The 12920-nt window shown below is 72.7% G+C and carries 12 protein-coding genes; 8 read left to right on the forward strand and 4 right to left on the reverse strand.

Going from position 1 to position 12920, the window contains the following annotated elements; genetic code table 11:
- The first annotated feature begins 446 nt into the window (after nt 1-446).
- The 7 genes from AB0J12_RS29685 (at nt 447) to AB0J12_RS29715 (ending at nt 7429) form a co-directional block, all read left to right on the forward strand.
- Entirely contained in the window at nt 447-1970 is a 1524-nt protein-coding gene (locus AB0J12_RS29685) for a peptide MFS transporter (RefSeq protein ID WP_363267597.1), read from the forward strand.
- A gap of 178 nt (nt 1971-2148) precedes the next feature.
- On the forward strand, nt 2149-3315 hold the full coding sequence (locus tag AB0J12_RS29690) for an ATP-binding protein (RefSeq protein ID WP_363267598.1): 1167 nt from the start codon (nt 2149-2151) through the stop codon (nt 3313-3315).
- Nucleotides 3312-3713, forward strand: a complete 402-nt coding sequence (locus AB0J12_RS29695) for a roadblock/LC7 domain-containing protein (RefSeq protein WP_363267599.1) — start codon at nt 3312-3314, stop codon at nt 3711-3713. The genes AB0J12_RS29690 and AB0J12_RS29695 overlap by 4 nt, the downstream gene beginning before the upstream one ends.
- Nucleotides 3710-4087 (forward strand): DUF742 domain-containing protein, encoded by a 378-nt coding sequence (locus tag AB0J12_RS29700; RefSeq protein ID WP_363267600.1) that lies wholly within the window; start codon nt 3710-3712, stop codon nt 4085-4087. Before AB0J12_RS29695 ends, AB0J12_RS29700 begins: the two co-directional genes overlap by 4 nt.
- Entirely contained in the window at nt 4062-4673 is a 612-nt protein-coding gene (locus AB0J12_RS29705) for an ATP/GTP-binding protein (protein ID WP_363267601.1), read from the forward strand. Before AB0J12_RS29700 ends, AB0J12_RS29705 begins: the two co-directional genes overlap by 26 nt.
- A gap of 80 nt (nt 4674-4753) precedes the next feature.
- A complete protein-coding gene (locus tag AB0J12_RS29710; RefSeq protein ID WP_363267602.1) occupies nt 4754-6100 on the forward strand; it encodes a cytochrome P450 in 1347 nt (448 codons plus the stop codon).
- 222 nt (nt 6101-6322) lie between these two features.
- Nucleotides 6323-7429, forward strand: coding sequence for a tryptophan dimethylallyltransferase family protein (locus AB0J12_RS29715; RefSeq protein ID WP_363267603.1), 1107 nt, complete (start codon nt 6323-6325; stop codon nt 7427-7429).
- 48 nt (nt 7430-7477) lie between these two features.
- On the opposite strand, the gene AB0J12_RS29720 is transcribed toward AB0J12_RS29715, so the two are convergent.
- From AB0J12_RS29720 to AB0J12_RS29730, 3 genes are all read right to left on the reverse strand, one after another.
- Nucleotides 7478-8776 carry an NAD(P)-binding domain-containing protein gene (locus tag AB0J12_RS29720; protein WP_363267604.1) on the reverse strand — a complete coding sequence of 433 codons (1299 nt, stop codon included), beginning with the start codon at nt 8774-8776 and terminating at the stop codon, nt 7478-7480.
- 113 nt (nt 8777-8889) lie between these two features.
- Nucleotides 8890-9438: a DoxX family protein gene (locus AB0J12_RS29725; RefSeq protein ID WP_363267605.1), complete on the reverse strand. Its 549-nt coding sequence runs from the start codon at nt 9436-9438 to the stop codon at nt 8890-8892.
- 94 nt (nt 9439-9532) lie between these two features.
- Nucleotides 9533-10780, reverse strand: coding sequence for an MFS transporter (locus tag AB0J12_RS29730; protein ID WP_363267606.1), 1248 nt, complete (start codon nt 10778-10780; stop codon nt 9533-9535).
- Nucleotides 10781-10900: 120 nt separating this feature from the next.
- On the opposite strand from AB0J12_RS29730, the gene AB0J12_RS29735 reads away from it, so the two are divergent.
- Complete coding sequence (locus AB0J12_RS29735) at nt 10901-11836, forward strand: LysR family transcriptional regulator (RefSeq protein ID WP_363267608.1); 936 nt, start codon at nt 10901-10903, stop codon at nt 11834-11836.
- Nucleotides 11837-12117: 281 nt separating this feature from the next.
- Here the strand turns inward: AB0J12_RS29735 and AB0J12_RS29740 are convergent, their stop codons facing one another.
- Complete coding sequence (locus AB0J12_RS29740; RefSeq protein WP_363267609.1) at nt 12118-12888, reverse strand: SDR family oxidoreductase; 771 nt, start codon at nt 12886-12888, stop codon at nt 12118-12120.
- Nucleotides 12889-12920 lie beyond the last annotated feature (32 nt).

The following is a 12920-nucleotide window of genomic DNA, read 5'->3' on the forward strand; positions in this document are numbered from 1 at the left end:
GGCGAGCCGGACGCGAGCGATCTCCGAGCACGCCCGGGTTTCCTTCCGGCACGAGGGGAGCGCCCCGTGACACCCCCCTCACCCGCGGCGCCCGGCACATCCCCCGACCGGGCGCCGCGACACCCCTCCGGGGCGGGGGTCCCATCCAGCGGACCCGAACCCGAAGCTCACCTCGGACGACCCTGACCCGACGCCCACGTTCCGCCGCCCCGGGCAGGCCGCCTGGCTCCGGCGGCGCGGGGTGAGGTCCCGTGGGTGGGGCCCGAAGAAGTGCCCCCACCCCACAGACGCGCCCCGGCGGCCCAGTTCGACCACGTGTCCTGACCCCCAGGTCGCCGTCGACCCCCGCCCCCCCGATCCGATCGCGTCCGAGTGTTTCTCGACCGGGTGTCGACGGGCCGTCCCCATGCTCGGCCCGCGCCGTTCGTCGTTCGCTGGGAGGAAACATGGTCGCCCCGATCAAACCGCTGGCCGCCGCCCGGCGTTCGCGGCAGCCCGGCAGCGTCCCGCCCCCGGGCCCCGTGCGGCGCACCGGCCCGCTGCACCACCCCCGCTGGTTCACCACCCTCTTCCTCACCGACGTATGGGAGCGGTTCAGCTTCTACGGCATGACGGCGATCCTCGTGCTGTACGCGACGGAGGACAGCGGCTCGGGCGGTCTCGGACTGTCCACCGGTGACGCCGCTGTCCTGTACGGCGCCTACATGGCCGCCGTCTTCCTGGCCTCCGTGCCCGGCGGCTGGATCGGCGACCGCATCCTCGGCACCCGCCGCGCCGTCCTGCACGGCGGCGTCCTGATCGCCCTCGGGCACACGGCGATGGCGGCGCCCGTCACCGGCTCCCTCTACCCCGGCCTGCTGCTCATCGCCTGCGGCACCGGCCTGCTCAAACCCAACATGGCCGGCCTGCTCAGCGCCTTCTATGACCGCGAGGACCGCGCCGGCCGGGACGCCGGCTTCGCCGTCTTCTATATGAGCGTCCAGGTCAGCGCCCTGCTCGCACCGATCGTCGTGGGCGCGCTCGGCGAGGGCGTGAACTGGCACCTCGGTTTCGGCGCCGCCGCCCTCGGCATGGGCGCCGGACTGCTCCAGTACGTCCGCGGCGCCCGCCACTTCGGCGACACCGGCCGCGCCCCGGAGCGTTCCGCCACCCCCGCCGAGCGCACCCGGGTGCTGCGCATCACGCTCGCCGCCACCGCCCTGGTCGTCCTCGGCTACGGCACCGACGCCGCCCTCGGCACCTTCCGCATGCCCCATCTCATGGTGCTGATCGGCCTGTTGTGCGTGGCCTCCCCGGTGATCTGCTTCTGGCGGCTGCTGCGCACCCCGCTGCTGACCGCCGCCGAACGCGTCCGGGTGCGCACCTACGTCTGGCTGTTCCTCGCCTCGGCCGTCTTCTGGGCGCTGTTCCTGCAGGGCGGCTCCGCCTTCTCGCTGTTCGCCAAGTACGCCACCGACCGCGAGGTGTTCGGCCGTACCGTTCCGGCCAGCTGGTTCCAGGCGGCGATCCCGCTGTTCGTCCTGACCCTCGCCCCGCTGTTCGCCTGGCTGTGGACGAAGGCGGGCGACCGCGTGCCGACCGCGGTCAAGTACGCCGCCGGCATGGCCGCCGTGGCCGGCGCCTGCCTGGTGATGGCGTCCGCCGCCGCGCTGGCCGCCGGCGGCACCCGGGTGTCGCCGCTGTGGCTGCTGCTGGCCTTCGCGCTGCTGGCCGCGGGCGAGGTGTCCTTCGGGCCGGTCGGCATGAGCGCCTCCACGGCCATCGCCCCGGCGACCTTCGTCAGCCAGATGGTGGCTCTGTTCTGGCTCTCCGGCGCCCTCGGCGGCGGCATCGGCGGCAACGCCCTGAAGCTCTCCGGCGACCGCGTCCCCGGCCCCGGCTACTTCCTGGCCCTGGCCGCCGCGGCCCTGGTGACGGGGACCGCCCTGCTGCTCGGACGCCGCGCCCTGACCAGGCGGCTCGGCGTCTGAGCCACCGGGAGTTCTTCTCGCGTAGACGCCGTGTCGGCCCAACCTTTCGACGGGCGACGCCTGTTGACGGTCGGTCACCTGTTCGTGCGGTGATACGATCACCGCACTTGCGGAGCGGGCGCGTCCACTCTCCTGGACGGGATCATCAGCCGGCCGTCAGTCGCCTGAAGAGAGTCTTATGACGGAATACACAGCGAACCCGGTGCTCTGGGCGCTCCTCGTCCTTCTCGTCGCCGCCGTCGGCCTCGTCGTCCGCCAGCGCAGGGCGGCCCGAGCGCTCCGGCAGGAGATCGACGGGCTCACCAGCCACTACTCCGAGCTGGAGAACCACTACACCCAGTCGGTTCAGGCCGCCCAGGAGGAGGCCGAGGAGGCGACCAAGACCGTGCTGAAGTCCGCGATGCGGACCCTGCAGGGCCTCGCCGCCGAGCAGCAACTCGTCGTCTCCAGGCTCCAGGAGAAGTACGGCGACTCGGCCATCCTCCAGGACCTGCTGGAGATCGACCACACCAACTCCCAGTTCGGCCGCCGCGCCCAGTCCATCGCCGTGCTCTGCGACGGCTGGCTCGGCCGCCACCGCGACGTGGCCTCCGTCTACGACGTGGTGCGCAGCGCCCAGGGCCGTATCCGCCACTTCCGGCGCGTGGAGATCCTCTCCCAGGTCGACTTCGGCATCACCAGCCGGGCCGTCGAGCCGGTGGCGCTGGCCCTGGCCGAACTGCTCGACAACGCCACCAGCTACTCCAGCCCGGACACCGTCGTCGAGATCAACATCCGCACCGTGCCCAAGGGCATCTGCATCGTCGTCGACGACGCGGGTGTCGGCATGAACGACGAGGAGCGGACCCGCGCCGAGGGACTGCTGTCCAGCCGCCGCGTCAAGGGCGTGTCCGGGCTCGGCAACCCGCCGCAGTTCGGCTTCGCCGTGATCGGCGTGCTGTGCGAACGCTTCGGCTTCGAGGTGTCCGTCGACTCCTCCTCCCCCTACGGAGGGGTGCGCGCGGTCGTCCTGCTGCCCCACGAACTGCTCACCGCCATGCCCGAGCAGAAGGCGCCGGCCCACTCCATGCCCACGCACGCGATGCCCCACTCCACCGGGCCCGAGCCCGCGCTGACCGCGTCCGCCACCACCGACGGCCTGCCCCGCAGGCGCCGCAAGCGGCCGATGGCGATCGTGCCCGGCAGCGCATCCGACGCCCGCCCCTCCGGCCGCTCCGGCGCCGAGACGGCGGCGATCATGGGTGCGTTCCAGCGGGGCACGCAGTCCGGCCGGGCCGCGCGTGACGAGGCGGGCCCTACGAGCAGCACACGTGGTGCAAGCAGCGAAGGACATGAGGTCTCGTGAACGACGATCTGTCATGGATGCTCGACAGCGCCCTGGAGATTCCCGGGGCTCTGCACGCGGTCCTGATCTCGGCCGACGGTCTGTTGATGGCCCGGACGAAGGACTTCGACAAGGACGACGCCGACCGGGTCGCCGCCGCGATGAGCGGAGTGCAGTCCCTCAGCCGCTCGCTCGGTTTCTTCTGTGAGGACCCCCGGCACGCCTGGCGGCAGACCCTGGTGGAGTTCGACGGCGGCTGGGTCTTCCTGATCTCCGCCGGCGACGGCGCCTACCTGGGCGTCTCCGCCTCCCCGGACGTCGACATGCAGGACATCACCTTCCGCATGCAGCAACTCGTCGGCCAGCTCGGCAAGGTGCTCGCCGCGCCGCCGCGCGAAGACCTCGGCCTGCGCTCATGAGCGGGTACGAGGACTGGGAGCCCGAGACCGCGCCGTTAGTGCGTCCCTACGTCATCACCAAGGGACGCGGACTGCCCGACGACGAGCAGCTGTCCCTGATCACCCTCGTCACAGCGGCCCCCGAGGAGGGACAGCGGCCCACCCGGCTGTCGCCCGAGGAACAGCGGCTGCTGGACATCTGTTCCGCCGGTTACCTCTCGGTCGCCGAGATCGCGGGGCACACCCGGCTGCCGCTCGGCGTGGTGCGGATCCTCCTCGCCTCCCTGGCGGAGGGCGGCTACCTCGTCACCCGCCCGCCCGTGGCCCGCGCCCCCCTCGCCGACCGGGAGATCCTCGAGGAGGTACTGAATGGTCTCCGCGCCAAGTTCGGCTGAGCCCACCCGGCTCGGTGCGCAGGCGTACGTGCGCGGCGGCGCCGACCAGACCGCCGTGAAGATCCTCGTCGTCGGTCACTTCGCGGTGGGCAAGACCACCTTCATCGGCTCCATCTCCGAGATCGAGCCGCTGTCCACCGAGGAGACCATGACCCGGGCGGGGGAGGGGATCGACGACCTCAAGGGCGTGACGGGCAAGACGACCACCACGGTCGCCATGGACTTCGGCCGCCTGACCATCAGCGACCGCGTCGTGCTGTACCTGTTCGGCACCCCCGGCCAGCAGCGCTTCGTGCAGATGTGGGAGGACATGGCCCGCGGTGCCCTCGGCGCGCTGGTGCTCGTCGACCCCGAACGACTCGCGGACTCCTTCCCGGTGATCGACCTGATCGAGACGTACGGCCTCGACTATGCCATCGCCGTCAACCACTTCGACGGCTCACCCCTGCGCGACGAGGCGGCCCTGCGCGAGGCGCTGGACCTGCTGGCGGACACCCCCGTCGTCACCTGCGACGCGCGCGACGAGAAGTCGTCGGCCGCCGCCTTGACCACCCTCGTCCGCCATCTGCTGGCGCACGCGCACTAGCGAGACATCCCCCGGCCCCGCGCACGCGCGAGACACCCCCCGGCCCCCGACGCGCGCCCGGCACACCCCTAGGAACTGACATGGACGCTCACACCCCCGCCCCGGTGCCCCCGCCCGGGTGCCCGGCCCACGGCTCCGGCGCCCGGGTACCGCTGTACGGACCGGAGTTCGCGGCCGACCCGCAGGCGTACTACTCCTATCTGCGCCACTACGGGCCGGCCGCGCCCGTCGAGCTCGCCCCGGGCGTCGAGGCCACCCTCGTCACCGACTACACCGCTGCCCTGCAACTGCTGCAGGACTCCGGCACGTTCCGCAAGGACGCGCGCCGCTGGCGGGCCTTCCACGAGGGCAAGGTCCCCGCGGACAGCCCGGTGGTGCCCCTGCTGGCGTACCGGCCCAACTGCATGTTCGCCGACGGCGCCGAACACCTGCGGCTGCGGCAGGCGGTCACCGACTCCCTGGCCCGCGTCGACGTGCGGCGGCTGAGCCGGAGCACCGAGCAGATCTCGACGTACCTGATCGACCAGTTCGCCGCCCGCGGCTCGGTCGACCTGCTCGGCGACTACGCCAAGCAGCTGCCGCTGTTCGTCTTCAACGAGCTCTTCGGCTGCCCCGCCGACATCGGCGACCGGGTGCTGTTCGGCATCTCCGGCATGTTCGACGGCGTCAACGCCGAGAAGGCCGTCGAGGTGATGTTCGGGGCCGTCGGCGAACTGGTCGCACTGAAGCGGAGCAAGCCGGGCGACGACGTCACCTCCTGGCTGATGCAGCATCAGGCCGCTCTGACCGACGAGGAGATGGTGCATCACCTCGCCCTCCTGCTCGGCGCCGGCGCCGAGCCGCTGCGCAACCTGATCGGCAACACCCTGCACCGGCTGCTCACCGACGACCGGTACGCCAAGGAGGGCGGTCTGATCGACGAGGCCCTCGACGACACGCTGTGGGACAACCCGCCCATGGCCAACTACGCACCGCACTACCCGGCCCACGACGTGGACTTCGCCGGTCACCGGCTGGAGGCGGGCGAGCTGGTTCTGGTCAGCTTCGCCGCCGCCAACTCCGGCCCGGCACTCTCCGCCACCCGGCAGTCCGGCAGCAACCGGGCCCACCTCGCCTGGAGCGCCGGCCCGCACGCGTGCCCGTCCAAGGAGCCGGCCCGGCAGATCACCGTCACGGCCGTGGAAAACCTGCTCAACCGGCTGCCCGACATCGAGCTCGCCATCCCCGAGGACAGCCTCACCTGGCGCTCCGGCCCCTTCCACCGGGCCCTGGGCGCCCTGCCGGCCCGCTTCACGCCGGTGCGCACCGCGTCCGGCGCCGTGCCGCCGGTAACCGCCGCCCCCACGGCTCCGGTCCCCTCGGCGCCGGCCGCCCGCAAGCCCGAACGCACCGGTCTGTGGAGCCAGTTCCTCAACTGGCTCAGGTGATTCACGCAACACGCAGCACCTTCGCGGCGTCGCATGACGACTCGGCCTCACGGGTAGTGAGGAACGCGGTATTCCGAGTTACTGACGAGGCGAAGGAGGTTCCGTGGATCACATATCCACCGGCGCCGGACCCAGATCCACCCTCACCGCGTGGCACCCCCCGATACCCGCCTCCGCAGGCGGGTATCTTCATGCCCGGCCCGGCTCGCGGCGGGGGCAGCGGTGAGCGCCGCGCGGGCCGGGACGCTCGGCGGGCACACGGCCGGCCAGTTGCGGCGGCTGTGCGCGGTGGCGGGACTGGACCCGGCCGACGCGGAGGCCTACGCGGGCGTGCTCCTCACCGCCTTGGGCCCGGCCGCCGAACGGCCGCTGGACCTGCCGCCGCCGTCGCGGACGTTCCTGTCCGACGACCACACGCCGGTGGAGTACTCCCTGTCGTTCACCGCCGGTGCGAACCCCACACTGCGCGTCCTGCTGGAACCGGGCTGTGGCGCAGGCAGCCTGGCACGCGGCGGCCGCGCGGCCCTGGCCGCCGTCCGGGAGATGGCCCGGCGCTGGAACTTCTCCACCGAGCGCCTCGACGACCTCGAGGACCTGTTCCTGCCCCCGTCCCCGCACGGCCCGCTGGCCCTGTGGATCGCGCTGGAACTGCGGCCCGGGGGCGTGCCCCAGGTCAAGGTCTATCTGAACCCGGCCGCGTCCGGGCCGCAACGTGCCGCGCGTACGGTGCGGGAGGCCCTGGACCGCCTCGGCCACGGGCGGGCCTTCGAGACGCTGCCCCCGGCCGACGGCTACCCCTTCCTCGCCCTGGACCTGGGCGACTGGGACGCGCCCCGGGTCAAGGTGTACCTCAAGCACCTGGACCTGTCCGCCGCCGAGGCGGCGGGCCTGTCCCGGACGGACCCGGGCCCGCCCGCCCCGCAGATCGCCGCTTTCCTCCGCACGGCCGCCGGGACCGGCGCGGCGTCACGGCTCGACCGGCGCCCCGGGCTGACCTGCCACTCCTTCACGGAGACGGACAGCGGGCTGCCCAGCGGGTTCACCTTGCACATCCCCGTCCGGGACTACGTCCGCGACGACGCCGAGGCACTCGACCGCGCGCTCACCGTCCTCGCCGCCCAGGGCATCGACGCGGGGCCGCTGGTGCGCGCGCTGCCCGCCGTCACCGGCCGCCGCCCGGAGGACGGCGTGGGCCTGATCGCCTACCTGGCCCTCGCCCACCAGCAGGGCAAACCGCCCCGAGTGACGGCGTACGTCTCCTCGGAGGCCTACGCGGTCCGGCCTCCCGCGTTCGCACCCGAGCGGGTCGACGCACAGCCCGTGCGCTGAGCCGGACCGGCGAGGCTCCCGGTGCCGCCGGGGGCCTCGCCGCACGGCTCACGCGGGTTGAGGCTCGCTCAGCTCCGCGAGATACGGCCCGAAGTCGACCTGGATCGAGGAGCCCTCGGTGTCGCCGTACCGGTCGGCGATGGCGGCCAGGTAGGTGCCGATCTCCTTGCGCATGACGTCCTCGGACGGCAGCGCGACGTCCCCGGCGGCGATCTTCGCCACCCAGCGGGCCTGGGCTTCCACCAGCCGCGTGATGGCCCCCTGCGGCCGGACCAGCCCCACGAAGTACAGCCCGGGATGCCCGGGCGCGACCACCCGCTTGTACAACTCCACGGCCCCCCGGGCGTTCACCGGGCAGCCGTCGGGCAGGGCGGGGAACGACATCCGGAACCCGGTGCAGTACACGATCGCGTCGGCCCGCTCGGCGGTGCCGTCGGCGAAGACCACCCGGTCCCCGTCCAGCGAGTCGATTCCGGGCTTCGGTACGACGGCGCCGTGCCGGATCCGGCTGAGGATCTCGTCGGAGACGGTCACGGCGGACGAGAAGATCGGGTGATCGGGCTCGGGCAGCCCGTAGTCGCCGAGTTTCCCCCGCGCCACCAGCAGCGCGTTCTCCACGAACCGGCGCGCCTCCGCGAAGGGCATCGCGGTGAACCAGGGCGCCTCGGCGATCAGGTCGACGGAGATCCCGAACAACTGCTTGGGGACGATGTGCAGTCCTCGCCGCACCGACAGCACGGTGCGCTCGGCGTGCCGGGACAGATCGGCGGCGATGTCCACGGCCGAGGCGCCGAGCCCCACGACGACGACCCGCTGTCCGGCGAAGGAACGGCCGTCGTGGTAGTCCACGGAGTGCAGAATCGTTCCCGTGAAGGACCGGGCACCCTGGGGCGGCGGCTCGGGCAGCGCGGGATCGGTGTTGTGCCCGGAAGCGACGACCACATGGGCGAAGACCCGGCTGCGCGGGCTCTCCCCGGCAGCCCGTGTGGTCACCCGCCAGCCGCCGCCGGGCTCCGGGCGCACGGACAGCACCTCGGTGCCCAACTCGATCCGCTTCCTCAGGTCCGCCCAGTCGGCGAAGGCACGCAGATAGTCGGCGACCTGGCTGTGCCGGGGGTAGAGCGGGTAGTCGCCGGGCATCGGGAAATCGGCGTACCCGGTCAGCGACTTGGCCGTGTTCAGGTGCAGCGTGCGATACCCAGGGCCCCGCTCACCCGCCCCCGGCTGCCGCCAGATCCCCCCGACGTCCGCCGCCTTCTCCACGCACACGAAGTCGGCGCCCCGGGCGTTGAGCGCGTGCGCGGCCGCCAGTCCGGACAGACCCGCACCGATCACACACACGCTCACGCGTCCCCCCACACCGTCACCACAGATCGTTTTCGCACGGCCAGTGACTGCCCATCGAACACTTGCGTCACACCGGCGCCGAGGTGGTATACGCCACTCCGACGCCAGTCGGCCTACTCGCCCTCGAACAGCGCCTCCTGCTCGCCCTCCCGCTGCCGGCGCAGCTGCTTCACGCGGGCGCCGATGACGGCGGCGGTGCCCGCGGCGGCGGTCGCGAAGGCGGCCGGCACCATCCAGCCCCGGTTCACGCTGTGCCCGAGCACCGCGTCGACGGAGAGCCGGCCGGGTCCGGTGACGGCGAGCCCGGCGGCGGTCAGGCCCAGCGAGGCGGCGTACTCGTACCCCCCGCCCTGGTTGAAGAAGCCGTTGGGCGCGTGCACCGCGGCCGCCCCGGCCATCGCCCCGGCCGCGGCCGCCCCGGCGGCCGGCGTGGCGAGCCCCAGCGCCAGCAGCACCCCGCCGCCGCTCTCGGCCAGCCCGGCCGCCATCGCGCTGGCCTTGCCGGGCCGGTAGCCGACGGACTCCATGAACTGCCCGGTGCCCTCCAGCCCGTGCCCGCCGAACCAGCCGAACAGCTTCTGCGCCCCGTGCGCGGCCAGCACCCCGCCGGTCCCCAGACGAAGCAGCAACAGCCCCAGATCACGTCGATCGAACGTCGTCACGGTCACTCCCTGAGCCCACGAGAAACGGCCCCCCTCCCACGGTGCCACGCAGCGCCCCGCCCCACCTGCGCCCGCGTCCGTTCGGGTACGCGGGTCAGCGGGGGGTGGGCTCGGGCAGCGGTTCCCCCTGGTGCGACGTCAGGTCGTGCCGGGGGAGCAGGAGCGGGGTGGTCAGGATGAGCGCTCCCGCGACCGTGAGAGCGGTGCGTGGGCTCGTGACGTCGGCGAGCAGCCCGCCGAGCGCGGTGCACACGGCGATGGCCGCCTGCTGGCCGATCGACCAGGCCGACAGGGTGCGGGCGACGAGATGCCGGGGCGTCTGCTCGAGCCGGTAGGTGGCGAGCACCGGGGTGTACAGGCTCATGTTGACGATGATCGCCAGCTCGACGGCGATCACGGTGAGGAGGCCGACGACGCCGGGGCGGACGAAGGCCAGGCCGATCAGCCACACGGCGCGCAGGGTGCCGACGGTCCGGAAGACCCACTGCCGGCCGTGGCGGGCCACGACCCGGCGGGCCAGCCGGGAGCCGATCAGCCCGCCGAGACAGGGGGCGGCGAAGGCGAGGCCGTACTGCCAGGGCGGGAAGCCGAGCCGGCGCAGCAGGAGCACGGCCAGCAGCGGCTCGGTGGCCATGATCAGTCCGGCGACGAGCATGTTGTTCAGGTACAGCGCCCGCAACCCGGGATGCCCCATGATGTGCCGCCAGCCGTCGAGCAGCGCGCCTGCCCGGAGCGGACTCCCGCCGGCTGTTCCCGGCGCTTCCTCCCGGCCGCGCACTGCGGTGATGCCGAGCGCGGAGAGCAGGTAGCTGAGCGCATCGGCCACCACGGTGGTGGCCGGCCCGAACAGCCCGATCGCCGCCCCGCCGAGCGGCGGCCCGACCGCGATGGAGCTCCAGTTGGTGGACTCCAGCCGCGCGTTGGCCACGAGCAGGTCGTCCGGCGGGATCAGGGCCTTGAGGCAGGCGCCGCTCGCCGCGTTGAAGGCGATCCTGGCCGCGGCGACCACGGCCGAGATCACGAGCAGCTGCACGAAACCGAGCACACCGAAGGCGTAGGCGACCGGGATCGTCGCCATGACCGCGAACCGGATCAGGTCCATCGCGATCATGACCGGCCGCTTGCGCCGGAAGTCCACCCACGGCGCGAGCGGCACCGCGATCAGCGCGCCCACGGCGGGCCCCACCGCGGACAGCGCGGACACCTCGGCCGGACCGGCGTGCAGCACCATGACGGCGATCAGCGGGAACGCCCCGAACCCCAGCCCGGACCCGTAGGCGCTCACCGCGTAGGCCGCCCACAGCCAACCGAACTGCCGGCCCAACCGTCTTCTGCCCACCATGCTCCCGCCCCGACAAGCGAACGTTGCCCGCTGAGAGCTAAACGAGCGGCACCGCACGAGGTCAAACAACCGCCCTGCCGTCCAGCCACAACCGTCCGTTGTTCACTAAGGTGACCCGGCGTGGATCTCGAAGCCGTCCGTACCTTCGTCGCCGTCGCGGAAGCGGGCCAGTTCCAGAAGGCCGCCGCCGACCTGTCGATCACCCAGCAGGCCGTCTCCAAACGCATCGCGGCGCTGGAGCGCGACCTCGGCGTACGGCTGTTCACCCGCACCCCGCGCGGCGCGGCGCCGACCATCGACGGGCAGGCGTTCCTGCCCCACGCGCGTGAGCTGCTGCGCGTCGCCGAGCGCGCGGTCACCTCCGTGCGTACCGGCCGCAGGCCCCTGCGCGTCGATGTGATCAACTCGCGCGGCGCGGCCTCGGGCCTGATGCGCGGGTTCCACCGCGCGCACCCCGACATCGACCTCGACGTGGTGATGCTGCTCGACATCGAGACGGCCGTCGCCGCCATCCGCTCCGGCACGGTCGACGCGTCCTTCCGCGCCGTCGCCGCGCCCGGCCGGCCCCTCCCGGAGGACATCGAGTCCGTGCGGGTGATCGACGAACCGCTCCAGCTGCTCACCGGCCCCCACCACGCGCTGGCGGGCGCCCGCTCGGTGACCCTCGCCCAGCTCGCCGGGCACCGGATCTGGATGCCCGGCATCGTCCCCGGCACGGAGTGGGCCGCCTACTACGACGATCTCGTCGCCGAGTTCGGCCTCACCATCGAGGCGACCGGCCCCAACTTCGGCTCCGACGCGCTCCTGGACACCATCGCCGACACCCCGGCGCTGGCCACCTTCATGGGCGAGCACACCCGCCTCATCTGGCCCGCCGGCCACGGCCTGCGACGCATCCCGGTCACGGAACCGACCCCGGTCTACCCGCACTCACTCCTCTGGCACCGCGACAACCCCCACCCGGCGATGCCCACCCTTCATACCCACCTGACCACGACAGCCGCCGCCCACTCGGCCCCCGGAACCTGGGTACCGGCCTGGACACTCCCACGCTGAGAAGAGCAACGGGCCGCCGCAGGCAACAGGCCCCCGCAGACAAAAACGGCAGCCGCCCCACCCGCACCGTCGCGCGCCCCGCAGGACGCACCCCCCCGGTGCCGTGGGACGGCTGCCGTCTCCCCCCCTCACCATGGCTTGCGGCCCTACGGTGGAGTTGTTGTGCTCCAACTGTGAAGGTCCGATGGAGGAAAGTTGAACACAGGGCCCCCGTCGGCCGCAATGCCACGGACCTTCGAATTCCACTTGTGCCCGTCACACACCTGACGCCCCGGCGCCTCTCAACCCCGCCCCACATACGGCATCGTCGTGGCCAACACCGTCGCGAACTGCACATTCGCCTCCAGCGGCAACTCCGCCATGTGCCGCACCGTGCGCGCCACATCGGCCACGTCCATCACCGGCTCCGCGACCACCGCCCCGTTCGCCTGCAGCACACCCGTCTGCATACGGGCCGTCATGTCGGTCGCCGCGTTGCCGATGTCGATCTGCCCCACCGCGATCCGGTACGGCCGCCCGTCCAGTGACAGCGCCTTCGTCAGCCCCGTCAGCGCGTGCTTCGTCGCGGTGTACGGCGCCGAGTGCGGCCGCGGCGCGTGCGCGGAGATCGACCCGTTGTTGATGATCCGGCCGCCCTGCGGCGTCTGCTCCTTCATCTGCCGGTACGCCGCCTGCGCACACAGGAACGCCCCGTTGAGGTTGGTGTCCACCACGTGCCGCCAGGCGTCGTACGGCAGTTCCTCCACCGGCACCCCACCGGGGCCGAACGTGCCGGCGTTGTTGAACAGCAGGTCCACCCGCCCGAACCGCTCCACGGTCGCGGCGAACAGGGCGGCCACGGACTCCGGCTCCGTCACGTCCGTCCGCACGGCGAGCCGGTCACCGCCGGGCACCAGTGCCCCGGTCTCCTGCAAAGGAGACTCCCGGCGCCCGGCCAGGGCCACCGCCCACCCCCCGCGCATCAGCTCGACGGCGACCGCGCGCCCGATCCCGGACCCGGCGCCGGTCACCACCGCGACGCCGCGCTGTTCGGTGTTTCGTTCAGCGTTCATGGTCCCGAAGCGTAGACAACGGTCCACACTCC

It is taken from the genome of Streptomyces sp. NPDC049915, assembly GCF_040656475.1.
Lineage (GTDB): Bacteria > Actinomycetota > Actinomycetes > Streptomycetales > Streptomycetaceae > Streptomyces.